This window comes from Paenibacillus sp. FSL R7-0204, from assembly GCF_038002225.1.
In the GTDB taxonomy this organism is placed as follows: domain Bacteria; phylum Bacillota; class Bacilli; order Paenibacillales; family Paenibacillaceae; genus Paenibacillus_AQ.
In genome coordinates, this window is sequence record NZ_JBBOCA010000001.1 from 1,809,382 (window position 1) to 1,834,980 (window position 25,599).

General features: G+C 51.8%; 22 protein-coding genes and 1 riboswitch. Of the genes, 14 read left to right on the top strand and 8 right to left on the bottom strand.

Annotated elements, in window-relative coordinates; genetic code table 11:
- Positions 1 to 32: 32 nt before the first annotated feature.
- Both MKX42_RS08125 and MKX42_RS08130 read right to left on the bottom strand, forming a co-directional pair.
- Complete coding sequence (locus MKX42_RS08125; RefSeq protein WP_340752062.1) at positions 33 to 935, bottom strand: EamA family transporter; 903 nt, start codon at positions 933 to 935, stop codon at positions 33 to 35.
- A gap of 25 nt (positions 936 to 960) precedes the next feature.
- Positions 961 to 1,929, bottom strand: coding sequence for a metallophosphoesterase family protein (locus tag MKX42_RS08130; RefSeq protein ID WP_340752063.1), 969 nt, complete (start codon positions 1,927 to 1,929; stop codon positions 961 to 963).
- Positions 1,930 to 2,596: 667 nt separating this feature from the next.
- Here MKX42_RS08130 and MKX42_RS08135 point away from each other — a divergent pair.
- Positions 2,597 to 3,124, top strand: coding sequence for a hypothetical protein (locus MKX42_RS08135; protein WP_340752064.1), 528 nt, complete (start codon positions 2,597 to 2,599; stop codon positions 3,122 to 3,124).
- A gap of 186 nt (positions 3,125 to 3,310) precedes the next feature.
- Positions 3,311 to 4,081: a DeoR/GlpR family DNA-binding transcription regulator gene (locus MKX42_RS08145; protein WP_340752065.1), complete on the top strand. Its 771-nt coding sequence runs from the start codon at positions 3,311 to 3,313 to the stop codon at positions 4,079 to 4,081.
- A 90-nt stretch (positions 4,082 to 4,171) separates the two neighbouring features.
- On the opposite strand, the gene bglX is transcribed toward MKX42_RS08145, so the two are convergent.
- Complete coding sequence (gene bglX / locus MKX42_RS08150; protein WP_340752066.1) at positions 4,172 to 6,337, bottom strand: beta-glucosidase BglX; 2,166 nt, start codon at positions 6,335 to 6,337, stop codon at positions 4,172 to 4,174.
- A gap of 29 nt (positions 6,338 to 6,366) precedes the next feature.
- On the bottom strand, positions 6,367 to 9,717 hold the full coding sequence (locus tag MKX42_RS08155) for a GH36-type glycosyl hydrolase domain-containing protein (protein ID WP_340752067.1): 3,351 nt from the start codon (positions 9,715 to 9,717) through the stop codon (positions 6,367 to 6,369).
- Positions 9,718 to 10,124: 407 nt separating this feature from the next.
- On the opposite strand from MKX42_RS08155, the gene MKX42_RS08160 reads away from it, so the two are divergent.
- From MKX42_RS08160 to MKX42_RS08180, 5 genes are all read left to right on the top strand, one after another.
- Positions 10,125 to 11,060, top strand: coding sequence for an ABC transporter permease (locus MKX42_RS08160; protein ID WP_036725975.1), 936 nt, complete (start codon positions 10,125 to 10,127; stop codon positions 11,058 to 11,060).
- A 27-nt stretch (positions 11,061 to 11,087) separates the two neighbouring features.
- Entirely contained in the window at positions 11,088 to 11,984 is an 897-nt protein-coding gene (locus tag MKX42_RS08165; RefSeq protein ID WP_036725974.1) for a carbohydrate ABC transporter permease, read from the top strand.
- Between the two features lie 80 nt (positions 11,985 to 12,064).
- Positions 12,065 to 13,636, top strand: coding sequence for a DUF3502 domain-containing protein (locus tag MKX42_RS08170; RefSeq protein ID WP_340752068.1), 1,572 nt, complete (start codon positions 12,065 to 12,067; stop codon positions 13,634 to 13,636).
- Between the two features lie 65 nt (positions 13,637 to 13,701).
- Complete coding sequence (locus MKX42_RS08175; RefSeq protein WP_340752069.1) at positions 13,702 to 14,724, top strand: LacI family DNA-binding transcriptional regulator; 1,023 nt, start codon at positions 13,702 to 13,704, stop codon at positions 14,722 to 14,724.
- 43 nt (positions 14,725 to 14,767) lie between these two features.
- Positions 14,768 to 15,658, top strand: coding sequence for a sugar phosphate isomerase/epimerase family protein (locus MKX42_RS08180; RefSeq protein WP_340752070.1), 891 nt, complete (start codon positions 14,768 to 14,770; stop codon positions 15,656 to 15,658).
- Between the two features lie 72 nt (positions 15,659 to 15,730).
- Here the strand turns inward: MKX42_RS08180 and MKX42_RS08185 are convergent, their stop codons facing one another.
- Entirely contained in the window at positions 15,731 to 15,910 is a 180-nt protein-coding gene (locus tag MKX42_RS08185; RefSeq protein WP_340752071.1) for a hypothetical protein, read from the bottom strand.
- A 206-nt stretch (positions 15,911 to 16,116) separates the two neighbouring features.
- Between MKX42_RS08185 and MKX42_RS08190 the strand changes: the two genes are divergently transcribed.
- From MKX42_RS08190 to MKX42_RS08210, 5 genes are all read left to right on the top strand, one after another.
- A complete protein-coding gene (locus MKX42_RS08190; protein WP_340752072.1) occupies positions 16,117 to 17,301 on the top strand; it encodes a hypothetical protein in 1,185 nt (394 codons plus the stop codon).
- A gap of 591 nt (positions 17,302 to 17,892) precedes the next feature.
- The gene (locus MKX42_RS08195) at positions 17,893 to 18,210 is read left to right on the top strand and encodes a hypothetical protein (RefSeq protein WP_340752073.1); all 318 of its coding nucleotides are present in this window, start codon (positions 17,893 to 17,895) and stop codon (positions 18,208 to 18,210) included.
- 116 nt (positions 18,211 to 18,326) lie between these two features.
- A complete protein-coding gene (locus MKX42_RS08200) occupies positions 18,327 to 19,106 on the top strand; it encodes an SDR family NAD(P)-dependent oxidoreductase (RefSeq protein WP_340752074.1) in 780 nt (259 codons plus the stop codon).
- Positions 19,107 to 19,315: 209 nt separating this feature from the next.
- Positions 19,316 to 19,648 (top strand): DUF3139 domain-containing protein, encoded by a 333-nt coding sequence (locus MKX42_RS08205; RefSeq protein WP_340752075.1) that lies wholly within the window; start codon positions 19,316 to 19,318, stop codon positions 19,646 to 19,648.
- Positions 19,649 to 19,777: 129 nt separating this feature from the next.
- Positions 19,778 to 20,044 carry a hypothetical protein gene (locus tag MKX42_RS08210; protein ID WP_340752076.1) on the top strand — a complete coding sequence of 89 codons (267 nt, stop codon included), beginning with the start codon at positions 19,778 to 19,780 and terminating at the stop codon, positions 20,042 to 20,044.
- An 83-nt stretch (positions 20,045 to 20,127) separates the two neighbouring features.
- On the opposite strand, the gene hpt is transcribed toward MKX42_RS08210, so the two are convergent.
- Genes hpt through MKX42_RS08225 form a run of 3 tightly spaced genes read right to left on the bottom strand, consistent with a single transcriptional unit; the run spans position 20,128 to position 22,793 of the window.
- On the bottom strand, positions 20,128 to 20,658 hold the full coding sequence (gene hpt, locus MKX42_RS08215) for a hypoxanthine phosphoribosyltransferase (RefSeq protein ID WP_340757637.1): 531 nt from the start codon (positions 20,656 to 20,658) through the stop codon (positions 20,128 to 20,130).
- A gap of 27 nt (positions 20,659 to 20,685) precedes the next feature.
- Positions 20,686 to 22,200 (bottom strand): IMP dehydrogenase, encoded by a 1,515-nt coding sequence (locus MKX42_RS08220; RefSeq protein WP_340752077.1) that lies wholly within the window; start codon positions 22,198 to 22,200, stop codon positions 20,686 to 20,688.
- Between the two features lie 32 nt (positions 22,201 to 22,232).
- Positions 22,233 to 22,793, bottom strand: coding sequence for a phosphoribosyltransferase (locus MKX42_RS08225; RefSeq protein WP_340752078.1), 561 nt, complete (start codon positions 22,791 to 22,793; stop codon positions 22,233 to 22,235).
- A 125-nt stretch (positions 22,794 to 22,918) separates the two neighbouring features.
- Positions 22,919 to 23,021, bottom strand: a riboswitch (purine riboswitch).
- Between the two features lie 331 nt (positions 23,022 to 23,352).
- Between MKX42_RS08225 and hemA the strand changes: the two genes are divergently transcribed.
- Both hemA and ccsA read left to right on the top strand, forming a co-directional pair.
- Positions 23,353 to 24,744 carry a glutamyl-tRNA reductase gene (gene hemA, locus MKX42_RS08230; RefSeq protein ID WP_340752079.1) on the top strand — a complete coding sequence of 464 codons (1,392 nt, stop codon included), beginning with the start codon at positions 23,353 to 23,355 and terminating at the stop codon, positions 24,742 to 24,744.
- Between the two features lie 5 nt (positions 24,745 to 24,749).
- Positions 24,750 to 25,577 carry a cytochrome c biogenesis protein CcsA gene (ccsA, locus tag MKX42_RS08235; RefSeq protein WP_340752080.1) on the top strand — a complete coding sequence of 276 codons (828 nt, stop codon included), beginning with the start codon at positions 24,750 to 24,752 and terminating at the stop codon, positions 25,575 to 25,577.
- Positions 25,578 to 25,599: the final 22 nt, after the last annotated feature.

Here is a 25,599-nt window from a genome sequence, read left to right on the forward strand (position 1 = left end):
TTTCAATTCGACATCTGTGATCCTTATCCTGCTTACCCCCAGATGCCAATTAGCAGTATTCCGCAGAAAATGACAACCGAGCATATCATCCGCCGCAGGCCCTGCCGCTCCTTCAAGAGCAGCACACCGAGGAGCGTAGCGAATATGGTTCCGATCTCCCGCAGCGGGCTGATGTGGGCAAGCGGTGCCTGCTGAAGTGCGAACAGGAACAGCAGATAGGAGCCCGGATTCAGCACGCTGCCCAGCAGGATGGTGAATTTGTTGCGGCGCCACTCTTCAAGCAGCTTCCGCGATCTCAGGACGGCTGGGGTCAGTCCGGCAACGAAGCCGATATTGGTGACCTCAAGCAGGGCCAGCGGCGACATATGCTGAAGGTTCAGCTTATCGACGAATACGTAGCAGGTAGTGCATAATCCCACGCAGAGAGCCATGAGTATCGGTGTATAGTAGCCTAAGGTGGTGCCGGGGCCGGAGGAAGCCGGAGTGCCGGACACAGACCCGGAGGAAGCCGGGAGGCTTCTTCTTGCGCCGATTCCGCTGAGGACAGCGAAGCCGCCGAGCATGCAGCAGATCCCGATCCAGCCGTAGACAGACAAGGATTCCTTCAGGAAAATAACGCCGATCAGCGGGATCAGCAGCGTGCTTGTCCCCCGCATTACCGGGTAAATCTGGGACAGGTCGCCCATCTCATAGGTTATGGATAAAAGCCAGGAATATAAGGCCTGCAGCGCTACAGACAGCAGCAGCAGAGCGTAAGCGCCGGCGGCCAGCGGCTGTGTCCACAGCTCGATAAGCAGCACCGGCAGCAGCAGCACCGTGGAGACCATCATGATCGACCACAGGAAGCTGCTTTTATTCAGGCTTCTTTTGGTGAACATGCTCCACACCGCGTGGCACATTCCGGAAGCCAGCACCAAAAGAATTGGCAGCAGCATTAATAGTCAACCCCTCAAGAAGTAGTTAATGTTGTGGTTCGGCAGCAGGGAGAGGTGTATGGGCGGGTTGTTCCGTGCACCGGGAGCCGTCTGCCAGCCGGAGCCAGGTCTCGAAGGACGGCTGGTCCTGCTCTAGACGGATGACGCGCGCGCCCCGCTTCAGGTTGTCGTGCCCGTAAGTATTATAGCCCGTTGCCCGGCCATAGCTGAGGCGGATGCCATGCAGCGTGCCGGTGAAATCATTGATATGGTCATGTCCGCAAAAGGTGCCTGCCACATCGCCCATCTCTACGAGGGTGGCGAATAACCCTGAATTCAGAACCGGAGCACAGACCCGTTCATACTTGTGTCCGTAACAAACTTGGGTGTTCCACATCTCGTCATATTCGGGCAGCGGGATATGGAAGAACGCCAGTGCAGGCCGCTTCGCTTGACCTTCTCTGGGATTCAGCCGCGCAGACTGCCCTGCCAGCCAATCCATCTGGTTACGCCGGACCCAGCTATACCCGGGAATCTGCTCCAGCGGAGAGTAGGCACCCGTATCAAGCATATAGAGGATGGCTCCCGTATGTTTGCCCGCGCCTTCAATCTCCAGGACGTAATTGCTTGAACCGGCCAGCTCCGCCGGACCAGCCTCAGCCAGACACTGCGGAGACTCCTGCGCAATCTCCATCAGCTCGCTGTAGGTCACTCCGTTCTCCGTATCGTGGTTGCCGAATACGAACGCCCAAGGCACACCGGAATTCACTACAGCAGCCAAGGCATCGCGGAAGGCCTGCTTGGGGTCCTGGCAAGGCAGCCCGCCTTCACGGACCGGTCCCGTATAGATCGTATCTCCTGTGAAAATAACCAGGTCCGGCTGCTCCGCCTTCAGTACCAGCTCCATCAGCTCCCGGGTCTGCTGATCCTCTGCTCTTCCATCCATCCAGTGGAGGTCGGTGAACTGTACGATGGTGAAGGTACCGTCTGGCCGAAATGATAATTTACTGTTCATGCGGGAAATCCCCTCTCTTTTCAATCCGATTATGGGTAAGGCAGTAAGGCGTGTAGTGATGTAATAGTGCGGCGTTTGTTGATTCAATGTGTTGTTGATTTGTGTTTCTTTATGTTGTTTCATGTTGATTTTAGGCTCGTTTGGTTATTCTGTCAAGCCTCCTAGGAGCACGAAATTAGGCAAAAGCTCACTCTGCTGTATAAAGTACAATGGGAACCACACCCACATGTCTACAAGGGATATTTCTGTGCTAGCGGGTCCGCATTGACAAGTGGAATTCAGATTCATATACTGATGAAAACAACATAAATACACTAGAAACAACATTTCGTCTGGAGATACCCAACATAAATTTTATTTTACTAGGTCGTGTCTGAAAACTAAAAAATAATCTTTGAGAAAAATGAATGGAGTATTAAGCATGATTCAGCCTATGGCTCAGAGGCGATTCGAAATTGGCTTACATCCCATAATGATAATCTTTGTATACGCTGAACGAGATAAAGCAGAAGCTTTTGCAATTAACCATTCGGGTGATTACAAGTATTGCGAAGATTTAACGGAAGAACTTGTGTTTGGTTTGAAAAACAATTGTTTGTAATTTTATGTTACTTAATGTGATACAGGTACGTATAACACCTTAAAATATATATTGGGGTGTTATATAATGAGAGATAATCACTGGGCAGTAAAATGTGCCGTTGTATTTTTGATTCTTGTTACTGTTGTTAACTTGGGTGTATCAATCTGGTCAACTCTTGAATTCAATAGATTAACGAAAGATTATAAGAACTCAAGACAAGAACTTAGTATGACAAAAGGTTTTAAAAATGTTATGGATTCTTTTGCAAAAATAGCTGGTAATTTAAGCACAGATAAACCACAGATTAATGAAGAAGCTATTACTGAGCTTCAAGTAAAATTGCAACAATTTAAAAGTACAGCTATATCAACTTCTATACATATGATTCTAAGTACAATTGCAAGTTTAATCACAACTGCTATATTATTTGTACCTAAGCAAATAATGCAGTTAATCGAAAAGTTTATTGATATACCATATTATAGTTTTAATCATTATGATAATTATGATTATGACTCCGTTTTAAAATTTAAAGCAATAATGATTATGGTAAATATAGGTATTTTGATACAGGATATTTATGGACTGTCAGGAACATTTAAATACTTATAAACTAATTGCACTACCTAAAGGGAAAAGCTATGCGCTGTCCCTTTAAAATTGATTGGTATCTGTTCAAAGAACGACATTTGCTGGAATGCTTTTTCATTAAAATCAAGTATTTCCGTCGCATGGCCACTCGTTACGACAAGTTAGCCAATTAATATATCAAATCAACAACGACTGGAGGAAGCAGGGATGTCGCTGACCTATGAAGAACGCAAGCACACGATTCTCGCCCAGCTCGAGCTTGCGGGGAAGGTGCAGGTGCATTTTCTCGCGGAGCGGTTCGGGGTGACGACGGAGACGATCCGGCGCGATCTTGACCGGCTGGAGAAGGAAGGGCGGCTGCGCAAGGTGTATGGGGGAGCGGTACGAATCCGCTCGGAGAACCATGAGCCTACGTTCATGAAGCGCGCCCAGACGCATCTGGAGGACAAGCAGGCCATCGGCGGGCTGGCTGCCTCACTTATTCAGGACGGCGAGACGGTCATCCTCGACAACGGGACAACAACCCTTGAGATTATGCGCGCGCTTAAGGACCGTACACAGGTGACGGTGATTACGAACTCTGTTCCCGTGCTGAATTGTGCGCTGGAGCAGTTTGCGGGGAAGGTTATTTTTGCCGGGGGTGAGGTGAATGCAGGGTATCAGGCGGCAGTAGGGGGCACCGCCCATGATCTGCTGAGTCAGTTCAAGGTGAATAAGGCGTTCATCTCTGCCGGAGGGATCTCGCTCTCGGAGGGCATCACCGACTACCACCTGGAGGAAGCCCTGATCTCCCGCAAAATGATGGAACGGGCCGAGGAATCCATTCTGGTCGCGGATCATTCCAAATTTGGCATCACTACCTTTGCCCAGATCGCTCCGCTAGAGCATATCTCCATGGTGCTGACCGACAGCGGCTGCTCTGCAGAATGGAAGGATGCCTTTGCCCGGCTGGATATCGAGCTGCTGACCGGGGCGTAACGCAGAGCTGTGCAATACAAATAGCGCCAATCCCTACACTTGTGAAGTGGAGGATTGGCGCTATTTATTATGTTTATGGGGTTAGTATAATCAGCCGATCCAGATCCGCTGCGTGCTATGATCGCCGGAATTGGCACCAATCATAATATCGAAGTCTCCAGGCTCGAACACGAGCTGATCATCCTGGCCGTAGAACATGAGCATGTCTCTGGTAATCTCGAAGGATACCGTCTGCTTCTCATGCGGGGCAAGGGTAATCTGCTTGAAGCCCTTCAGCTCCTTGCCGGGACGGACCACACTTGCGGTAACATCGCGGATATAGAGCTGAACCGTCTCCTTGCCGGTAACCTCCGAGGTGTTCTCCACCTGGATGGCGGCAAGCGCCTTGCCGTCTGCTGCAGCTTCTACTGTGAAGCCGCTGTAGGCAAACTTGGAATAGCTCAGGCCGTAGCCGAAGCAGAACAGCGGATCATTTGGAATATCCAGATAGCGGGTTACATAACGCACATTCGGATACTGGGGATCATAAGGGCGTCCAGTCTGATAAGCATTATAGTACACAGGAATCTGTCCCACGGAGTAAGGGAAGCTCATGGAGAGGCGTCCGGACGGGTTATAATCGCCGAACAGCACATCTGCAATGGAATTCCCCGACTCGGTGCCGAGGAACCAGGCCTGTACCAGCGCGTCACTTGACTCAAGCACTGGCGCAAGCTCCAGCGGACGGCCGCTGAACACAATGGTGACCACCGGCTTGCCGGTTGCCTTGAGGCGGTGGATCAGCTTCTCCTGATTGGCGGACAGCCGCAGGCTGGCCTTACTGCCGCCTTCCCCGGTATCCTGCTGATTCTCGCCGACTGCGGCAAGAATCACATCACAGTCCTTCAGCTGCTCGTAAGCCGCTTCGGAAGCATCCTCCACATCGAATACACCCTCCAGCATGCTTCCCAGCTCGCCGGTCATGGCTGTGAGCAGGTCTGCTGCCGGGATTTTGCCGGTAATGCCGGTGTAGAGGGAGACCGCCGGGTCTTTCTCGGTACCGGCCCAGCCGCCAAGAACATTGATCGAGGCAGCGAAGGGACCGGCGAGGCCAATCTTCATGCCGCGCGTAAGCGGCAGGACTCCGCCTTCGTTCTTCAGCAGAACGATCGAGCGGGCACCCATCTCACGTGCCGCCTGAAGATGCTCTGGACTTGGCTTATCGGCTTCGTCAGCTACAGGGTCGGCATCCTTGAACGGATTGTCGAACAGGCCGAGGGCATCCTTAAGCTCCAGTACCCGCGTAACCGCTTCGTCGATGAGGCGGAGGTCAAGCAGACCTTCTTCAATAAGCGAAGTAGCGTGGTTCAGATAGTGGGTGGACATCATTTCGATATCCAGTCCGGCTAACAGGCTCTTCAGAGCAGCTTCACGTCCGTCTTGCGCTGCGCCGTGGGGCACCAGCTCGTTCACGGAGTTGAAGTCGGCGATGGTGACGCCATCGAAGCCCCATTCCTCGCGGAGAATACCGCGCAGGAGCTTGCTGTTGCCGCTGGACGGAATGCGGTCAATGGTATTGAACGCAGCCATCACCATAGCGACACCGGCATCTACCGCCGCCTTGTAGGCTGGCAGATAGAACTCGCGGAGTACGCCGGTGGACATGTCTACCGTGTTATATTCACGGCCGCCTTCAGGCGCACCGTAGCCGGCGAAATGCTTCACGCAGGCAGCGATCCGCCCCGGCTCCTTCAGATCCTTGCCCTGGTAGCCCCGGACCATGCTCTCGGTCACCCGGGCGTTCAGATAAGGGTCCTCACCGGAGGTCTCCATGACCCGGCCCCAGCGCGGATCGCGCACGAGGTCGGTCATCGGAGAGAAGGTGAGGTGAATGCCTGCGGCAGCGCTCTCCCGCGCAGCTACCTCAGCGAACTGCTCACAGGCATCGAGGTCGAAAGAACAACCCATGGCGAGCGGAATCGGAAGAATGGTCCGGTAGCCGTGAATGACATCGGCCATGAAGATCAGCGGAATCTTCAGGCGGCTGGATTCCAGATGCCGGGTCTGCAGCTCAATGACATTCCGGGCGCCGATGCCGTTCAGAACGCTTCCGATGCTTTTGATCACCTGCGGCTCGATATTAAGTTCTTTGAATGGACCCGTCAAATCCACGGTATCATCCAGACCCCAATAGTATGGACCAAGCTGGGTAAGCTGGGCTAACTTCTCGTCTAGTGTCATATCGTTCACGAGATCCTGGATAAACGGTTTAGTCATGGCTAACTCCTTCGTAAGCGTACTGAAAGTTATTGTGTTACATAGATATGCAGCTCATTGCCGGGCAGGCTCAACAGGTGATTCTTGGCAATGCTTACCGCGCCCGGGCGGTATGGATTCGGTAGAACCTGGCCGGTAACAGCAACGCCTGCTGCATGCACCTCAGGGGTGCGGGCCTCACCTGCGCTGATGTGATAGACGAAGGTCATCTTCTTGCCGAAGCACTCATAAGTGAAGCGCAGACCGTCAAGGCTGGCCGGAAGGACCGGATCGATAATCAGCTCTTCTTCACTGAAGCGGATACCCAGAACGGCTGAGATCAACTGATTGAGATAGATCCCCGGACCGCTGGAATACAGCCGCCAGCCGCCCTTCACCTCAACGCTGCCATCACGCAGCTGGTCGAAGTTCTCCTGATAGCTGTAGCGGTCAGGGAAGTCGCCGTCGGAGCTGCTGAAGTACATGTTGCTCTGGCGCAGCTGGGCATTAGGCACGCTCTGCCGGATGTTGATCGGATTAATCTGGAACAGGCCGTCCCAGGCACGCTTCGCTTCGCCCAGCTTGGCGGAAGCTTCAATATAGCGGATATGGGCATGTACATATTGCAGGCTGATCTCACGGCCGACGCTGGCTGCTTGCTCCGCACGGCGGAAGATGGTGCTTACGCCGCCTTCATAGCGGGCAGGACGGTCCATCAGGCGCACGCCGTCCGGGCAGTTCAGGTGCTCATCGATCAGGCGCAGATTGGCTGCGGCCTGCTCCGGTGTAACCAGCTCGGCAATAATACTGCGGGTCATCGGCAATAACCGGTAATGAATGCCGGTCTGCTCATCCAGCGGATGAAGCATATAATCAATGCTGCCGTTCTCCTGGAAGTAAGCGAAGCCAGCGATCACGCCGTCTTTGATCAGGAGTGTACGGAAGGATTCCTTCATCTCTTCAGCCATAGTTGCCAGGCTGGCGGAGAATTCAGGATCGGCGGAAGTCACCTGGGACAGATTGCGGATCACCTGGAAGGCGAGTGCAACCGTCCATGCGCTGACCAGCTTGGTCTTGAGCGCTTCATTGGCTGGCTGCAGGGTGTCATCCCAGTCGCCGCCGGCATAGTTGATCAGAGCAGTGCCTGGTACGAAGCGTTCACGGATGGTCTCTACGGCAGCCTTCACATGCTCAAGGACCGTCTCGGTCTGCTGGCTTGGCTGAGCGTCTGCCAGATGGTGATAGCCGATTTCTTCGTTAAGAATCGCGTAGTCTCCGGTAGCCATAATGTAATCGCTGATGCATTTCAGCGGCCAGAGCACAACATCGCCATGCCATTCATGGGCCTGGACCGGATGCTGGTCGAACATGAACCATTGCGGCCATTCCTTGCTCTCCCACAGCTGATGCGAATAGATCTTCAGTAGAACATTGCGGGCCAGCTCATAATGCTGGGTCATCAGGAAGTATTCCATCGGTCCCTGGCAGACATCGCGTGTACCCCAGGCTGCTCCGCCCGGCTGTTCAAGGCCATGCGGCATGATGAAGTGAGTCATCGCATTATGGGTGTACCACCATGCGGTCTCATTCAGAATGTCGATCCGTGACTGCTCGGCTCCATCCAGCTCCAGCTGGAAGCCGGAAGTGAACGAAGCATAGAATTCGTTATACTGTGCCTGCTCCTTCTCCAGTGTGTAAGGGGCCGTCAGCGGAAGAGCCTCTGCTGCTGTAAGTCTGCCCTGAATCACAAGCTGGAAGCCGGAGGACTGCGTTACCGACAAGGTGAGCAGAGTGCCGTTGCGCGGTTGTCTGTCGGCAAAGAACATCCGGTCATCGCTGTACGTATAGGAAGTTCCCGGCAACTGGATATCGAAATGCAGGCCCGGATAAGGAAGCTTCTGAAGAGACGCTTCATCAGGAAGAAGCTGCAGGATGCCGTCTTTCTCTTCCACCCGTACCGGACGCTGGAATTCATGCTCGCCCATGACCAGCTGATTCGTGATCAGATAATCATAGGATCTGCCCAGCTTTGACTGAACCTGAAGGGCAACATCCGGCTGACCCGCTGCGGCGATTGAGGTAACGGTCAGTACATCATCCTCAAGCTGATAGTGCCATTTCGCAAAATTAACGCCCATCTCGTAAGCCGCCGGCAGCGTGAGAATCCGGTAGACCCCGTCCATGCGGACATAGATCCGCTGACCGCTGTTCCGCTGAATGTTCAGCAGGCCGCGCGGTGTAGAGAGCCCTTTATGGAAAGAGGTATTCCCCACCACGGTCTGCCCGTTGAAAATACCGTACATATAGTTAGTGGAGGAGATCAGGTTGTTGTCTACCTGCTTGTCGCCCAGCAGCGAGGTGATGATATGGCCATGCGGACGTTCCACCAGCAGCTCCTTAGGCTGAAGGACCACATGGACATGACCGTCTGTGAAGAAGGAGAGCAGCTGCCCGTTCTCGGTCTCCTCAAGCTTCCGGTTAGGGAAGGCGGCATCAATCTCGGCCTGTGACCACTGTGCAGATACATAAGGCTTGCCGATATCGTCACTAAGCAGAGGAACATCACGGTTTGGCACGGCTTCCTTGCCGCTCCAGTCGATCTCTGCGTAAGCGGCCTGCAGCTCAGCCTGGAATTCAAGCTCTGTCACAGCCGAAGGGTGATTCGGACGGAATAGGCCGTAGAAGGCGAATTCTACCGGAGCCGACAGGACCATAGTCTCGGTCTGGAGTGCGGTATAAGCCAACTCGTATTGATAATTACGGTTCTGCAGATTGCCGTTAAGCGCTTCAGGCACATAGCTGCCTTTATAGGAAATGCCGAAGAACTGCATACCATCCGTGGAATAGCCTACAGCCTGTGAGCCGACAACACCTTGCTGAAGATACGGGAAGTCTGTTCCCTGCGGCTGGTTCTGGCGCGAGCATACGGCGTAGCCCTGCGGGCCTTCCCAGATGCTGTGATCCAGATATTGGCTCATATACAGCTCATTAGCGAGAATGCCGCCTTTCTCTGCAATGCCGACATCCTGGCCATACACTACATCTACAGTCTCACCGCTGCCGGAAAGCTGAAGCTGCCAGAACCAGATGCCATCCTTCGCCGGTGCGAAGCTAACACGATAACTGATTGCTTCTATAGAACCTTCAAAAATCAGTTTGTCATCGGTACGTGACAGCTTGGAGCCTGATTGGATACCAAGCAGCGGATAGCTCTGGATTCCTTGCTCTGTATATACGCGCAGATAGATATTATTGGAAGAGCCGTCTGCCGGATTACCCTGGAACAGATTAATAAGAGTGGAGCCCTGCGTGAATTCAAAAATATCTCCTGTAGGCAGGAATGTATACGACAGGTCATCCCGGGTTAAGGTAATCATGTTCATTTGTTGTTTGAATATCATATCGAGCCTCGCTTTCCAGTGCTTAAGTTAGGACATGAAATCGATCAGAACGGGGGAATTCATCATCAGATGTCACAAAAAGGGCTGACATGTCCATGTAAAGAATAAATAGAAACGTTTCCATAGGCTATACATTTCGAGTTTAGACTTTTGACTGAAAAAAGTCAATTATCTATAAAAAAAACGCCTTTTCATCTATTATGAACAATGAAATGTAATTTTATTACTTGTTATTTAAAAATAAAAAATGTTTGACAGCGTATACAAGGAAGGAGTATGCTCTGAGCAAGGGGAAACACAAAGAAATAATGGAAACGTTTCTATATGGTCGAAAAGGGTTAATTAGTTGCAGTAGAATGCTTAATTAGTTGCAGTGGAATGCAATGTTTAATTTGGAGGTGGGTTCATTGGCAAGATTTGTACAATCGGGCGGAAATGTTGTCCGGGAATTATTGAAGAACAAAGTGCTGTATCTCATGCTGCTGCCTGTCATTGTGTATTTTGCTGTGTTTCATTATGCGGTAATGCCTGGCGCTTACGTGGCATTCGTAGATTACAAGCTCAACAAAGGGATCTTCGGCAGTGACTTTATCGGACTCAAGAATTTCGAGTTCCTGATTCAGAACGGAGACCTCTGGAATATCACCAAGAATACTTTGCTCTACAATCTGGTGTTCCTTGCACTCGGTAACATCATCCAGATTGTATTTGCCATCATGCTGTCGGAGATTGCAGGCAAGTGGTTTAAGAAGATCTCCCAGTCGGTTATTCTGCTTCCGAACTTCATCTCGATGGTTATCGTCGGCGTGTTCGCGTATAACCTGTTCAATTTCAACTCCGGGTTTATCAATACGATGCTTACCAGTACGGGCTTAGACAAGATTGAGTTCTACTCCGACGCTGGAATCTGGAAGTACATCATTGTAGCGTTCAAGATTTGGGCAAGTACCGGTTACGGTATGATTGTCTATCTGGCAGCTATAACGGGGATCAACCATGATCTCTATGAAGCAGCCTATATGGACGGCGCCACTACCTGGCAGCGTATCCGTTATATGACTCTGCCGATTCTGAAGCCAACCTTCATTCTGCTCCTCCTGTTCGGTATGGGCGGAATTCTCAAAGGCTCCTTCGACCTCTTCTACAATTTGATTGGAACAAACTCCGTGCTGTATCCGCAGACGGATATTATAGATACGTATGTCTTCCGGTCACTCGTCGGACAATTTAACTTCTCCATGGGTGCTGCAGTAGGCTTCTACCAATCCTTATTCGGTCTGGTTCTGGTGCTTGTCGTTAACTTTATTGTGCGCAAGGTTGAACCGGATAGCGCGTTGTTCTAAGACAAGATAAGAAACAGGGGTGTTAATATGGCAAGTAATACTATTAAACAGGATTCAGGCAGCATTTTCATTAAGGTGATCAGCTACATTTGCATCTCCGTATTTGCCCTGTTCTGTGTGTTTCCTTTTGCGCTGATGATTTCATCCTCCTTCATGAATGAACAGGAGATTATCCGCGAGGGGTACAAGCTGATTCCGAATGAGATTTCTTTCAAGGCCTATGAATTGTTGCTCAGTAACTCCTCCAAGCTGGTGGATGCTTATCAGGTGACGATCTTTATCACAGTCGTTGGTACGGTGCTCGGTCTGTTCATGATGTCCATGGCCGGATTTGTCCTGAACCGTAAGGATTTCAAATACCGTAACTTCTTCTCCTTCCTGATCTATTTCACCACCTTGTTCAGCGGAGGGTTGATTCCGACTTACATCCTGATGGTTAAGCATCTGCACCTCAAGGACAATCTGTTCGCAATGATCCTGCCGGCAGTGGTAGGGGCGTGGTCGATCTTCCTGATGCGTAACTTCATGAAGGCGATCCCGGATTCCCTGTATGAATCAGCTACGATTGACGGCGCAGGCGATTTCCGCATCTACTGGCGGATCTTCATGCCGCTGGCGGTTCCGTCACTGGCAACGATCGGACTGTTCTCGGCACTGGGCTTCTGGAATGAGTGGTACAACGGAATGCTGTACATGGACACTCAGAGCAAATTCCCGCTCCAGTACTTCCTGCAGCGCATGATCAACCAGGCGAATATGGGCAGTCTCATCAACTCGGGGGCGGTCATTAATACAGCCGATCTGCCGACTCAATCGATCAAAATGGCTACAGCCGTGCTGGCCACAGGCCCGATCATTCTACTGTATCCATTCATTCAGCGTTACTTCGTAACCGGTCTTACTATCGGTGCTGTTAAGGGTTAATGGACGCCTGCTTCAATTGAAGGGTGTTTGTTATAGATGCAAAAAACCATAATATAGAAAAGAAAAGGGAGGCTTACCGAATGAAAGGTAAAAAGATTGCTTCTTCTCTAGCTGCTGTCCTCATGCTTACTGGAGTGCTATCCGCTTGTTCGTCAAGCAATAATGCAAATGGAAATACGGGCTCGTCTAATACTCCATCCACTTCCACTAATACCGGAGGCGTAGACACTTCTAAGGAAGCGAAGCTGACGTACTACCTGTGGGGCAGTGAAGGAGTTACCAATAAAGACATTCTGGCTGAGATCAACAAGAAGCTTAAGGCCGATCTCAATACTACGCTTGAAATCAAATATATTGACTGGGGAGACGTAGCAACCAAGTATCCGCTGCTGTTCGCTTCCGGTGAATCGTTCGATCTGTCGCATGCTTCTCCGGGTGCTCCTGTGTCCTACTACACTCTGGCTACAGAAGGTGCGCTGACGGACATTACGGATATGCTGGACAAGGTGGCTCCTAAGCTGAAAGCGGAGATTCCTGAATCCTCCTGGCAGAACACTAAGGTGAATGGCAAAATCTACGGCGTACCGAGTCTGTTCAGTGAATATACGCCTGCCGGTTATGCCTACCGTACCGATCTGCTGAAGAAATACGGCATGACTGACATTAAGTCCATTGATGATATGGTTAAATACATGGATAATGTAGTTGCCAATGAATCCTTCCCGCCAATTAACGGTAAGGCTGAGGATGCACAGAACATGTACAGAATGCTCGTTGATACTACAGGCATGTGGCTGAACGCACCTGGTATCTCGCTCAATGAATTGAACCTGGTAACGAAGAGCCCAGAGGATTACAAGACTGTATTCCATCCGGCCTTCACTCAGGAATTCGAGGATTGGGCTGTGAAAATGCGTGAGTGGGGCGACAAGGGCTACTGGGGCAAAGACGTTCTGTCCGCTTCCCTCGGCAGCAAAGACAACTTCAGAGCCGCGAACTCTGCGGGTTATCTGACTCATGCCCAGGACTGGATCGGCCAGTATGGCGGCGATATCAAGGCGCTGCCTGATGCTCCTACAGCTTTCTATACTTTTGCTGAAGCCAACAAGAAAATCAAACGTAAAATGGGTGTAGACAACTCAACCGTTATCAGCGCCAATTCCAATAATCCAGAGCGCTCTCTGATGGTCATTGAGAAGTTCATGACAGATAAGAGCTACTACGATCTGATGCAGTACGGTATCGAAGGCAAGCACTATATCATTGAAGACGGCGTGAAGAAACAGCCTCCAGGCTTCAATGAGAAAACAGACGGCGGCGGCTTCTCGGCTTGGTCGCTCAGAAACGATAAGTTCGTGATTCCTAGTGATACTGAGAATCCGGTCCGTAAAGAACTGTTCGCTGCATGGGATAAAGAAGCGATCGATGATCCTTACAACGGCTTCAGCTTCGACCCGGCTAATGTAACTACCGAAATTGCTTCGATCTCGAACGTCAATGCACAGCTCGGTATTCAGCTCATGCTGGGTAAAACAAACAAAGATGCAAAAACAGCTGTAGCAGAATACCGCGATCAGCTGAAAAAAGCAGGAGTTGACAAGGTCATTGCCGAAGTAGAGAAACAATTGGCAGAATTTACACCTGTTAACTAAAAGAATGTATAGGTTACAGGGGAGCTATATCTTATAGCTCCCTTACCTGTAAATGGGGGAGTAGAGTGGACGTAAACATTAAGGATATCGCCAGGATATCCGGTGTCGGTATCTCAACAGTGTCCAGAGTTATCAATAACAAGGGTCTGGTGAGCGATGCCACCCGGGAGAAGGTACTGAGTGTCGTCAAGGAATATAACTATATTCCCAATTCCAATGCCCGAAATCTGAAGACAACGCAATCCAAAAATATCGCACTTATGGTAAAAGGGATTACTAACCCGTTCTTCTCTATTATGATCAAGGAGATTGAACGTCAGGTCAATCTGCGCGGATATCCGTTTCTTATCCATCAGGTAGAGGACGGCACCGATGAGATTAACGCTGCCATTCAGCTGGTGAAGGAGAAGAATCTTAGCGGGATTATTTTCATGGGCGGTACCTATAATCACTCCGAAGAGAAGTTCAAGCAATTAACCGTTCCATTCGTGCTCACAACAATTACCACCTCGCAGGAAGTGGACCCGTCCATCTTCTCAAGCGTAACGATCGATGAATCCAAGGAAGCCTATAAGGCAACCTCTTATTTACTTTCACTTGGTCATCGGAACATCGGCTTTCTCGCCAAATCCCCCTTACTGGAAGATACCACAGGCAGCCGCCGGCTTCTTGGCTACAAGATGGCGCTGGAAGAACATAACATACCTTATCATCCGGGATTTGTAGAGGATTGTGAATACAGTCCAAGCTCAGGCTTCAATGCTGCACGCAGACTGCTTAACCGTGACAGAACGGTAACCGCTATCTTTGCGGCCTCCGATACGATTGCGATTGGTGCGGCCAAAGCTGTGCTTACCGCAGGCTTATCTATCCCTGATGATATATCCATCATTGGCTTCGACGGTATTGAGATGGCTGAGTACTATCATCCTGCGCTGGATACGATCAGCCAGCCGGGCACCGAAATGGCACTGTCCAGTGTGGGCGTACTATTCGATCTAATCACCAAACATTCCTCCCATCAGCATATTGTCTATGATGCGGTATTGCTCAAGCGGGGCTCTTGCAAGATGATTAAGGGCCGGTAACAGCAGGGCGCTGACTATAAAATTATTGGAGCTGATCATACACATGCAAGATACACTGAGAATTGGTACTTTGGTTCGTGGGGGAGAGGCCGTTCAGGTCATTCCGCAGATTGTGGAGCATGGCTTCGAATCCTTTCAACTTAATTTCTGGCAGACAACCGGGGGCATCAATCTGGTAGAGACTGCAGCGCGAATACGCGAGCTGGCAGCGGAGCATAACTTCGTAATCTCTGCTGTCGGCATTTACGGCAACCCGCTGGGCGGGAACCCCGAGAGCGAAGATACATTAGCAGGCTGGACGCAGCTGATTGAGCACGCTCACTTGTTCGGAACGGATATTATCGGCGGCTTCACCGGACGGCTGCCCGGCTCGTCGATTGACGAATCGCTTCCGAGATTCGCCGAGGTGTTCGGAGAATTGTCGAAGCGGGCGGCAGACAAGGGTCTGCGGATTGCTTTTGAGAACTGTGCGATGGGCGGGAGCTGGCAGAAGGGTGACTGGAATATCGCCCATAACCCTACGGCTTGGGAGAAAATGTTCAACGCCGTTACGGCAGACAATCTCGGGCTGGAATGGGAGCCTGCCCACCAGCACACCGCGCTGATTGATCCGATCCCGCAGCTGCGCAAATGGGTGGATAAGATCTTCCATGTCCATGGCAAGGATTCGACGATTGCCTGGGACATAGTCAAGGAGTACGGAATTCATGGTCCGAAGCCTTATGTGTGGGACCGGACGCCGGGCTTCGGGGATACGAACTGGACGGATATTATCACCATTCTCCGGCAGGGCGGCTATCAGGGCACGATTGATATTGAAGGCTGGCATGATCCGGTCTACCGTGACGAGCTGGAGATGACCGGCCAGGTCCATGCGTTGAATTACCTGAAGCATTGCCGGGGCGGCAGTATGATCTCGAATCCGGTTGTATGAGTTCAACGGAAAGACCTCATGATTCACATCTGCTGATGTGGCCGTGAGGTCTTTTGGGTTGTCGTTATACGATTAGATGAATCGCTTGATGGTCCAATAGGGGACGGTGAAGGTCCCTTTATTCGTTTCAATATGCAATGAATCTGCGGAGTGGTCGATTTGGCATACTCCGGTGTACGTTTCTCCGCTGATCAAATGCACGCGCTGGCATAGATTGGAGAGAAGTGCATGCTGAATATCCTGTTTAATCATACTCTTCACTTCCTCCTTGAATGCAGTATGCTTGTAAATCTCTTTACTTATTATTAAACACGAATAGGAGATTTTAACAGCGAAATTGGTTACAGTTTTGTACCATTTCACACCTATATAGTTGGCCTCAGATGGAGTAACATGTTCATGTACTGTCAGAGTAACGCTCTGCTCAGAGGGTATATATATTCTAGGAGGTGTTACCAATGAATTGGACAACCAGATTACAGCAGATCACCGTAACTCTTCTTACCGCAGGTTTGCTTACCCTGTCAGGCTGGGGGGCGGCGGCTTCCCCGGTTCAGGCGGCGGCTTCGGCTGAGGCACCGGCTTGCGGGACTGGAGATCACGGGCTGCTTCAGGATTTACAAAAGGCACATAGCGGAGCTGACAGCGTTCCCCTCACCTTCTCGGATGTGGAGTTTCTGAACGCGAATACCGGGCGCGCAGCCGGGAACGGCTTCCTGATTGGAACCTCGGACGGCGGCTGCCATTTCCAAAACATCTATGAAGGACAGTGGAGCTTCCAGCAGATTGATTTCCCGGATAATGTTCACGGCTGGGCGCTTGCCGCGGTCAAGGACGGACAGGCTAAATATCTGTTAAGAACGGCAGACGGCGGCTCTACCTGGACAAGGCTGTCGAACAAGGCCGTGACCTTTGAATCGGTAGAATTTCTGGACAGCAGCAAGGGATTCGGCTACAACCGGACCTCTACTTACTATACGAATGATGGCGGGGAGAGCTGGAGCCTGATCAAGACACCTGCCAATACCCGCGGAGCCCATTTCACCAGCAGGAATAACGGCTGGGCTGTTGTAGTTGTTCCCGGGAGCGGCTATCGGGTAATGAAGACAACTAACGGCGGAGCAGCCTGGAAGCAGGTACTTAGCGCCTCCACTCCTGAGGCGAATTACGGACAGATCTACGCCAAGGACAGTCAGGTGTATGCGCTGCTGTACGGCGGCGTCGGCATGTCGCAGACCTCTTATTCTCTCTACGGCAGCTCTAACTCCGGCGGCAGCTGGACCCGGGTGATTGCCCAGGAGACCGCAGGCGGCGGTCCGGCTCCCGGCAGCGGCGTAGCTGTAGCGAAGAAGGGCCCCGCTTCGGGCACCCCCGGCAATATGGTACTGATCGGCAAATCGGCAGCCTTCCTGGCTGGGTACCAGCCGGCAGCGGAGCAAGTGGGCATCGGGCTCACCAAGAACAACGGACAGAGCTGGAAGAATCAGCAGACCGTTCCCGGCTTCGAAGGAACGATCTCGTTCACCGATGCCAACCAGGGCTGGCTCGCGGTCAAGGATTTGAACAGCTCCACCCTCTACGTGACTAAGGATGCAGGTGCTACCTGGACAGCGCGGTTTTCTTTTGAGACGGCAGGGCGGTAGGTTGTTCGTAAGATAATGGCGAATGACGAATGATAAAGATGAATGACAAATGACAAATGACGAAGGTCAAAGACAAAGACGGGTCTTCTCCCTATGGGGGCGGGCCCGTCTTGCTTATTCTAATAGGAGCATTCGGCCCACGCGCCGCTCGCCGTCCCGTTGTAATCGGTTTTTCGATTGCATTCGGCCCACGCGCCGCTCGCCGTCCCGTTGTAATCGGTTTTTCGATTACATTCGGTCTACGCGCCGCTCGCCGTCCCGTTGTAATCGGTTTTTCGATTACATTCGGTCTACGCGCCGCTCGCCGTCCCATTGTAATCGGTTTTTCGATTACATTCGGTGCTCGCAAGCAGGCCCGGCCTGAATGTATGCGAAAAACAGCATACGATGTGCTCGCAAGCAGGCAACCAGCCTGAATGTATGCGACAAACAGCATATGTTGTGTTCGGCTGAAACGATACCGTCCTTTTAATGGACGGGAAAGCCGTTTCTATTGTGGTGCAGCAGAATGACAGGTATTGTGGAGAATAACGTTAGGTTTGGTGTAATACTTGTGAGTAGCGGGTAATGGGATAGCATAGGGGGTGAAGCATGGTTAGACCTGTTAGAATACTCTGGATCAGCGCTGTTGTGGTGAATATTGTAGGCTTGGCTCTCTTTGTCCTGCTGACGAGCCCAGGGTTCAGCCAAGGGTTCATCCTGGATGTCATAAATATATTGTTGCTGCAGATATTAGGCATCCCCTCTGCGGTTTTGGTTGTTGCATCGCTTCTTCTGTTGAAGTACACAAGGAAACCGCCAGGCTGGGCGGGGTACATAGGAATCTTCATCATGATAGGGGCGTTACTGTGGATTGGGGGATATTTTCTGTTTTTTGCAGGGCTGATGCTATTCGAGAACGTCCGGTAAAAATAATTCTTTACTGATCGTTCTCGAATATGCTAGGATGCTGATACGAAAGAAATTATTTTTTTGACAATATTAGAACGATTGGTCTCAAATGAAATGATGAGGAGTGGTTAACGATGGGGAAGCTTGACGGGAAGGTTGCATTGATTACCGGAGGGAATAGCGGGATTGGGCTGGCGAGTGCCAGGTTGTTTGTGGCGGAGGGCGCGCGAGTGGTCATTACCGGCCGCAATCCGGTGTCCCTGCATGCGGCGGTAGAAGAGCTGGGCGCGGAGCATGCGGTTGCTGTCCAGGCGGATGCGACTGATCCGCAGAGTGCGGTGAAGGCTGTGAATGCAGCGATAGAGGTCTTCGGCAGACTGGATGTGGTCTATGCGAATGCAGGCATCGCGGGCTCTACACCGCTGGGCAGTACGGAACTGGCCGCCTTCGAGGAGGTGCTCCGGGTCAATGTGACCGGTACCTTCTTCACCGTCCAGGCTGCGCTGCCTCATCTGAAGGCCGGAGCCTCCGTCATTCTGACGGGCTCTGTGTTAGCCAAGGCGGGAAGACCCGGCAATTCTGCCTATGCGGCCAGTAAAGGAGCGGTCAGCAGCATGACGAAGGTGCTGGCCTCCGAGCTGTCCCCGCTGGGCATCCGCGTCAACAACATCGCGCCCGGCGTAACGCGCACTCCGATCTGGGGCGAGTCGGCGATGGATAACTGGAAGCAGGTTGAGGCAGGCATGGCCCTTTCGATTCCTCTGGGCCGTGCGGGTGTACCCGAAGAGATCGCCAAGGTAGCGCTGTTCCTGGCCTCCGAGGATTCATCGTATATCCAGGGCGCAGATATCGCCGTTGACGGCGGAGCCGGCAGCTCTCCGCTGGGCGCACCAATATACCGCCAGAACGCATAAGGAATTAGAGTAGCAGGAAGAGTGGCTAGTGGCAGGAAGCACCTTGAGGGGTGCTTTTTTGCGCGTTAAGGCCGGAGAATAGAATGTATGTGGAAAACTGAATACAATTTACCGGCAATCACCAGTGTGGTAAAATGAACTGGCACATGTAAAAATATGTTATTCCATACTCTGAGCTAAAATCCTATTGTTGAATGGAGGTTATCCGCATGAGGCTTACTAACCGGGTTACGATAATTGCTGTTGTGGTACTCGTTGTCGTAGCAGGTGGGATCTACCTGTCGCTAACCGGATTACCCTATAAAAGAAGTCAAATCGCTAATGAGGTCAAAACATACCTCATTCATACCAGAGCCTATCCCGAAGCAGATATTCAAGAGATCCGGGGAGTGTATAGCCTGAAGTCGGGCGATTATGAAGCGGAGGTAAGGTATAGGGATGAACCTGATCAGAACTACACCTATGCCAAAGTAAATGGAGTGTTCAGACTCGTCGGGGTCAGCAGCATGTACGGGGGACATATCGATGAAACTTTTTATTGAAGATTGATTTCCAGGTAAGAGGTAAACGTTCTGCACTGTCGAATAAGAGAATATACATAATGATGGAAAAGCTTGCATGCAAGGCGGATGTGTTGTAAACGCTCACAATAGATGCAGGAGGCGAACGGGATGGACGGTAGCAAGTCGTTAATCTATCAAATTCTCAAGACGATTGAAGAGGGCAAAGAACCAGTATTGGAGAACCTGGAGGGAGTGACGGTCGGGGGCTTCCACAGTGCGCTTGAGCAGATTGTTGAGAATAAGCTGGCGAATAATATCAGCTTTTCGCTCAGCGGTAAAGGCAAGAAGGCGGTCCGCGTCGTGGATACGAGCGGCTCCAAATTGACGGCGCAGGGTGTAAATTATATACATGTCCAGGATAGCCGCACCTACTAGCTATATATAAGAAACAAGACAACACCCGCAGAAATGGAGAGATGATCTCCTGCTGCGGGTGTTTGCCATTGTGCGGCAAGTGCCTATTCGCCAGTCTTGATGATCCAGACCTCCGGCAGATTGCGGTACTGCTCGGCATAGTCGAGACCGTAGCCGACGACGAATTCGTCCGGGATGTCAATCCCGCTGTAGTCAATGGGAACATCGACCAGGCGGCGGGAAGGCTTGCTGAGGATGGTGCAGATGCGTACACTGGCGGCTTCGCGCAGGGCGAACAGCTGCTGCAGATGCTGAAGCGTCAGCCCGGTGTCGATCAGATCCTCGACGAGCAGGACATGCTTGCCCCGGATATCGATGTCGATATCCTTCTTAATCGTGATGACACCGGAGGAGGTGGCGCTGGCGCCGTAGCTGGAGACCGACATATAATCGATGCCAATCGGAAAAGTAATCTCGCGCATCAGGTCGGACATGAATACAGCGCCGCCCTTTAGAATACCGATAAGCACAAGCTCCTTGCCTTCGTAGTCGCGCGATATTTCAGCGCCTAGCTCCTGTACTCGCTGCTTCAGCTGGTCCTTGCTGACCAGAACTTTGGTAATTTGGCTCATGATTGACGCTCCTTATGGATCAGGATGGGATCAGGAAGATGATCTGTCCTTTTCCTTAAGCATAACATCATGTGCGCCTCCTTCAAAGATCGTTGTCGAGGAGACCAGGGTAATCTTGGCCTTCTGCTGTAGTTCCGGGATGGTCAGCGCGCCGCAATTGCACATGGTGGACTTGATTTTGCTGATGCTGAGATCAAGATTATCCTTTAGCCGTCCGGCATAGGGAATGAAGGAATCCACGCCCTCCTCGAATTCCAGCTTGCGCTCTTTATCGGCATTGCCGAAGTCATAACGCTGCCAGTTGCGGGCCCGGCTGGAGCCTTCTCCCCAATATTCCTTCACGAAGTTCCCCCCGACCAGCAGCTTGCGTCCGGGACTCTCATCGAATCTGGCAAAATAACGCCCGAGCATCACGAAGTCAGCGCCCATCGCCAGCGCCAGCACAATATGATAGTCATAAACAATCCCGCCGTCCGAGCAGATGGGGACATAGATGCCGGTCTGCTCGTAATATTCCTGGCGGGCCGCCGCCACTTCGATGACAGAGGAGGCCTGGCCCCGGCCGATGCCCTTTTGCTCGCGGGTGATGCAGATGGAGCCGCCGCCGATACCGACTTTTATGAAATCGGCTCCAGCCTCCACGAGATACAGGAAGCCTTCTTTGTCAACAACATTGCCCGCGCCGACCTTCACGCCCTCCCCGAAAGTCTCCTTAATATAATGGATAGTCTCCGCCTGCCACTCCGAATACCCGTCAGAGGAATCGATACACAGGATATCTGCTCCAGCTTCCACCAGCGCCGGTACACGCTCCTTGTAATCCCGCGAATTGATTCCGGCACCCACGATGAGCTGTTTGTTGTCGTCATGCAGCTCCAGGGGATACTCCTGATGACTGTCATAATCCTTGCGGAAGACCAAGTGGACGAGATGTCCGCTGGCATTCACAATCGGCAGGCAGTTCAGCTTATGATCCCAGATCATGTCGTTCGCTTCCGTCAGCGTGATGCCTTCTTCGGCGTAGATTAACGAAGCGAGCGGGGTCATGAACTCCGTAATCGGGCAATCCGGCGGGAGGCGGTTCTCGCGGTAATCCCGGCTGGTGACGATGCCCATCAGTCTGCCTGTCGGTTCTCCGTTGTCCGTGATCGCAATGGTGGAGTGGCCGCTGCGCGCCTTCAGCACCAGCACATCCTGAAGCGTATCTTCCGGGCGCAGGTTCGAGTCACTGAGGACGAATCCGGCTTTGAACTTTTTGACCCGGCGCACCATTTCGACCTGCTGGCCGATGGACTGGGAGCCGTAGATGAAGGAGATGCCCCCGCTTTTGGCCAGTGCAATCGCCATGTTGTGGTCGGATACCGCCTGCATTACCGCCGAAGTCACGGGGAGGTTCATGGTCAGTGCCGGGGTCTCTCCCCGGCGGAATTTGGTTACCGGTGTGCTAAGATCCACATTGCCGGGAATGCAATCTTTGGTGGTCAGGCTGGGCACCAGCAGGAACTCACTGAAGGTTCTTGAAGGCTGCTCGTAATAAAAAGCCATGGCTTGTCACTCCCCTGCTATTTTTTGATAAATCATACCTGGGACAGAAATCTGACGGGTACTCCAATGTCCGCTTCCAGCTGCTTGTAATGCTCCCCTTTGGCCAGAATAGCCTGCACTCCGACAAGTTCAATGTCCATCACGGACAATTGAGCGGCAATACAGCGGATCGTAGCGCCTGAACTAATCACATCATCCAGCAGCAGTACTCGGTCACCGGAAGAGAAGCCGTCAAAATAAATATAATTCTCATTATACGCCGTCTCGCGCCTTATACTAACCTCATAATTCTCGTACAGCTCCGTACTGAGCCGCAGAATATTCATCGGCTTCATCAGCTTATAGGCAGCCAGCATCCCCCAGGTATGACCGCCGGGTTCAGGGGAGACAATGTAGTCGAAATCCGGAAATTGCTCCCCTACAGCATCCGCCAGATTGTGAGTGATTTCACGGATCAGCTCGGGGGCGATATACGTTCCGCGTTCTCCGAAGGGGTAGAGCTTGAAGTCATAGGCGGTGTCCTTGTTCTTGTAGATCCTCACATTTCTAGCCTTACGGATCGATTCACTTAAGCTTGCGTAGGATGAACTCATTTGCCCTCACTCCTTCTATTATAATAGATGCCAAAAACCCCAGGCTAAAGGAGGCGCAGTCCAACGCAGGATACATCAGCAGAGGAAAGCACGGTTTCGCCCGTGAGTTCAAACTGATTCATCCAGCATGGGGTCTGGCCTCTTGTAGCCTGGGGCAATTTACGGTTGCCTGTAGATACGCCCATTCCGGATTAACGGGCTTATACAAGAGAGGTTTGAAGGGGTATAACTGACACGAGGTTAACTTGAAAACGGAGATTTAGATCTTTTTTGCTACATATGTTATAAAAGTTAACTCATTTCATTTGTTATATGCTATCATCCGCAATAAAGTGTGTCAATATTTCATCTATATGTTATATTTCATTACTTATATACTTATTTATAATAATTATTATCTGCAATTCATAAATAGTTCAAAGGTTTTGTTAAAAGCCGTATTTTGATGTGATATACTTAACACAGCGTTTTGAGATCTTGTGAAATTGATTCTATTATTTGCTGATAAGCAGTAACAGCGCCTACACCAATGAATATAGATTAGGATGGTGAACAAGCGATGCATATTGTCGTCGTTGGCCTGAATTACCGTACGGCTCCCGTAGAGGTGAGGGAACAGTTCGCTTTTGCCGAGAAGGATCTGCCTGCTGCGCTTCATCAGCTGCTGCAGACGAAGAGCGTTCTGGAAGGGGTCGTTGTCGCCACCTGTAACCGGACGGAAATTTATGTGGTCGTGGACCGCCTTCATATGTGCGGATATTTCATCCGCAGCTTCATGGAGCAGTGGTTCGGAGTAAGAAGCGATGTATTTACGCAACATATGTATATATATGAAGACGAGCAGGCGATTGCCCATCTGATGCGTGTCACCTGCGGTCTGGATTCCATGGTGATTGGCGAGACGCAGATTCTGGGTCAGGTGCGCAGCGCCTTCCTGACGGCTCAGGCGGAAGGGGTTACCGGAACCTGGTTCAACCGGCTGTTCAAGCAGGCGGTGACGCTCGGCAAGCGTGCGCATAGTGAGACCTCGATTGGCGAGAGTGCGGTGTCGGTCAGCTATGCGGCAGTGGAGCTGGGGAAGCGGATCTTCGGCATGTTCACCGGCAAAAGAGTGCTCATTCTCGGCGCCGGCAAAATGAGCGAGCTGACGGTGAAGCATCTGTACAGCAGCGGCGCGGCGGAAGTGATTGTCGCCAACCGTACCTTGTCCCGTGCTATCGAGCTGGCCGAGAAATTCTCGGGTAAGCCCAGCACGATTGAAGAGGCGCTGAAATCTCTGGATGAAGTGGATATTGTGATCAGCTCTACTGGTGCAGACGGCTATGTGCTGACGGCTGCCCAGGTAGCCGAGGGCATGAAGCGCCGCCCTTCACGGCCGCTGTTCATGATCGACATTGCTGTGCCGCGTGATATTGATCCTGCTGCTGCCAGTGTGCCGGATGTATTCCTCTATGATATCGATGATTTGGAAGGCATTGTGGAGAGTAATCTGGAGATGCGCCGCAGTGAAGCCGCCAAAATCGAGGTTATGATTGAAGGAGAGATGGCGGATTTCCAGCAATGGCTGAAGACGCTTGGCGTCAGACCGGTGATCCGTGCGCTGCAGGACAAATCGAATGGAATATATGAAGAAACGATGGATAGCCTGTTCAACAAGCTGCCTGAGCTGGATGAGCATCAGCGCAAGGTGATCCGCCGGCTGACCAAGAGCATCGTCAATCAGATGATGCATGATCCGATCAATGTGATCAAGGAGATGTCCGGCGGCAAGCAGGGCAATGAAGCGCTGGAGTATTTCACTCAAATCTTCGCCCTGCAGGAGAAGTTGGATGCAGCTCCGGCAAGTGGAAGTGTTGAACCGCTTCAGCACAGCTCTGCTGAACGGTCCTCCGGCGGAGAGATCCGGGTGCCGGGAGCGGTGCTTACCCCAGCCGGTCTGCTGGGCGGGTGAGCCACATGCTACTGCTGAACGGAATATATGATGCCGCTCTGCTGCTATATGCCCTGAGCCTGCTGTTTGTTTTCTCGGATTGCCTTAGGCGCAATCCGGGCGGAAAGCGGCTGGGCACGGGGCTTCTTGCTGTTGTGGGCCTGCTTCAGCTCACAGGGCTTGCGATCCGTTTCTCCCAGGAGGGCGGCTTGCCGATTTTCACGCCTTATGATTTCTTGTTCTGGTTCTCCTTCAGCATGGTGGTTACCTCATTCGCCGTGACGTATACGCGCGGCGGTGAGTTCACCGTCCTGCTGCTCAGCATGGCGGGCTTCAGCGTATTCCTGCTGAACCGGGTATGGCTGACGGCAGAGGATCATACGCTGCAGAGCTGGAGTGCGGTGCATGGCTGGCTGGCGATGCATGTAATTTTGGCGAATCTGAGCTTTGCCGCACTGACATTGGGGACAGTATTTGCGATAATGTATCTGTTCCTGCATACGAAGCTGAAGAATAAGAAGTGGGATGACCGCGTCCGCAGGCTGCCCAGCCTGGAAACGATGGACAAATATTCTTACACGGCGATCCTGGCCGGAGTTCCGCTGCTGCTGGCCTCGCTGATTCTGGCGGGACTGTCGATTGTCGCGGAAGGGCGGACGCCGCTGTTTCAGGATACGAAGGTCCTGACTACGCTTACGGGCCTTGGCGTCTACATTGTATATCTTGTGCTGAAGTTCTCCGGCCGCCGAAGCGGTACAGTCATGGCCCGCTGGGCGATTGCCGGGTACGGCTTCATTATCCTTAACTTCCTGCTGAATTCCTGGTCGAAGTTCCATGGCTGGGGCGGGGATTGAAGCGGGCTGGAGATAGGTGTTC

What these genes read in the sequence shown, in the direction of transcription:
- MKX42_RS08145 (WP_340752065.1), top strand. Translation starts at nt 3,311, where the DNA reads ATGTCGCTGACCTATGAAGAACGCAAGCACACGATTCTCGCCCAGCTC.
- ccsA (WP_340752080.1), top strand. Translation starts at nt 24,750, where the DNA reads ATGCTACTGCTGAACGGAATATATGATGCCGCTCTGCTGCTATATGCC.
- MKX42_RS08210 (WP_340752076.1), top strand. Translation starts at nt 19,778, where the DNA reads ATGGACGGTAGCAAGTCGTTAATCTATCAAATTCTCAAGACGATTGAA.
- MKX42_RS08200 (WP_340752074.1), top strand. Translation starts at nt 18,327, where the DNA reads ATGGGGAAGCTTGACGGGAAGGTTGCATTGATTACCGGAGGGAATAGC.
- MKX42_RS08205 (WP_340752075.1), top strand. Translation starts at nt 19,316, where the DNA reads ATGAGGCTTACTAACCGGGTTACGATAATTGCTGTTGTGGTACTCGTT.
- MKX42_RS08125 (WP_340752062.1), bottom strand. Translation starts at nt 935, where the DNA reads ATGCTGCTGCCAATTCTTTTGGTGCTGGCTTCCGGAATGTGCCACGCG.
- MKX42_RS08225 (WP_340752078.1), bottom strand. Translation starts at nt 22,793, where the DNA reads ATGAGTTCATCCTACGCAAGCTTAAGTGAATCGATCCGTAAGGCTAGA.
- MKX42_RS08170 (WP_340752068.1), top strand. Translation starts at nt 12,065, where the DNA reads ATGAAAGGTAAAAAGATTGCTTCTTCTCTAGCTGCTGTCCTCATGCTT.
- MKX42_RS08130 (WP_340752063.1), bottom strand. Translation starts at nt 1,929, where the DNA reads ATGAACAGTAAATTATCATTTCGGCCAGACGGTACCTTCACCATCGTA.
- MKX42_RS08135 (WP_340752064.1), top strand. Translation starts at nt 2,597, where the DNA reads ATGAGAGATAATCACTGGGCAGTAAAATGTGCCGTTGTATTTTTGATT.
- MKX42_RS08190 (WP_340752072.1), top strand. Translation starts at nt 16,117, where the DNA reads ATGAATTGGACAACCAGATTACAGCAGATCACCGTAACTCTTCTTACC.
- MKX42_RS08195 (WP_340752073.1), top strand. Translation starts at nt 17,893, where the DNA reads ATGGTTAGACCTGTTAGAATACTCTGGATCAGCGCTGTTGTGGTGAAT.
- MKX42_RS08180 (WP_340752070.1), top strand. Translation starts at nt 14,768, where the DNA reads ATGCAAGATACACTGAGAATTGGTACTTTGGTTCGTGGGGGAGAGGCC.
- MKX42_RS08220 (WP_340752077.1), bottom strand. Translation starts at nt 22,200, where the DNA reads ATGGCTTTTTATTACGAGCAGCCTTCAAGAACCTTCAGTGAGTTCCTG.
- MKX42_RS08185 (WP_340752071.1), bottom strand. Translation starts at nt 15,910, where the DNA reads ATGATTAAACAGGATATTCAGCATGCACTTCTCTCCAATCTATGCCAG.
- MKX42_RS08155 (WP_340752067.1), bottom strand. Translation starts at nt 9,717, where the DNA reads ATGATATTCAAACAACAAATGAACATGATTACCTTAACCCGGGATGAC.
- bglX (WP_340752066.1), bottom strand. Translation starts at nt 6,337, where the DNA reads ATGACTAAACCGTTTATCCAGGATCTCGTGAACGATATGACACTAGAC.
- MKX42_RS08165 (WP_036725974.1), top strand. Translation starts at nt 11,088, where the DNA reads ATGGCAAGTAATACTATTAAACAGGATTCAGGCAGCATTTTCATTAAG.
- hemA (WP_340752079.1), top strand. Translation starts at nt 23,353, where the DNA reads ATGCATATTGTCGTCGTTGGCCTGAATTACCGTACGGCTCCCGTAGAG.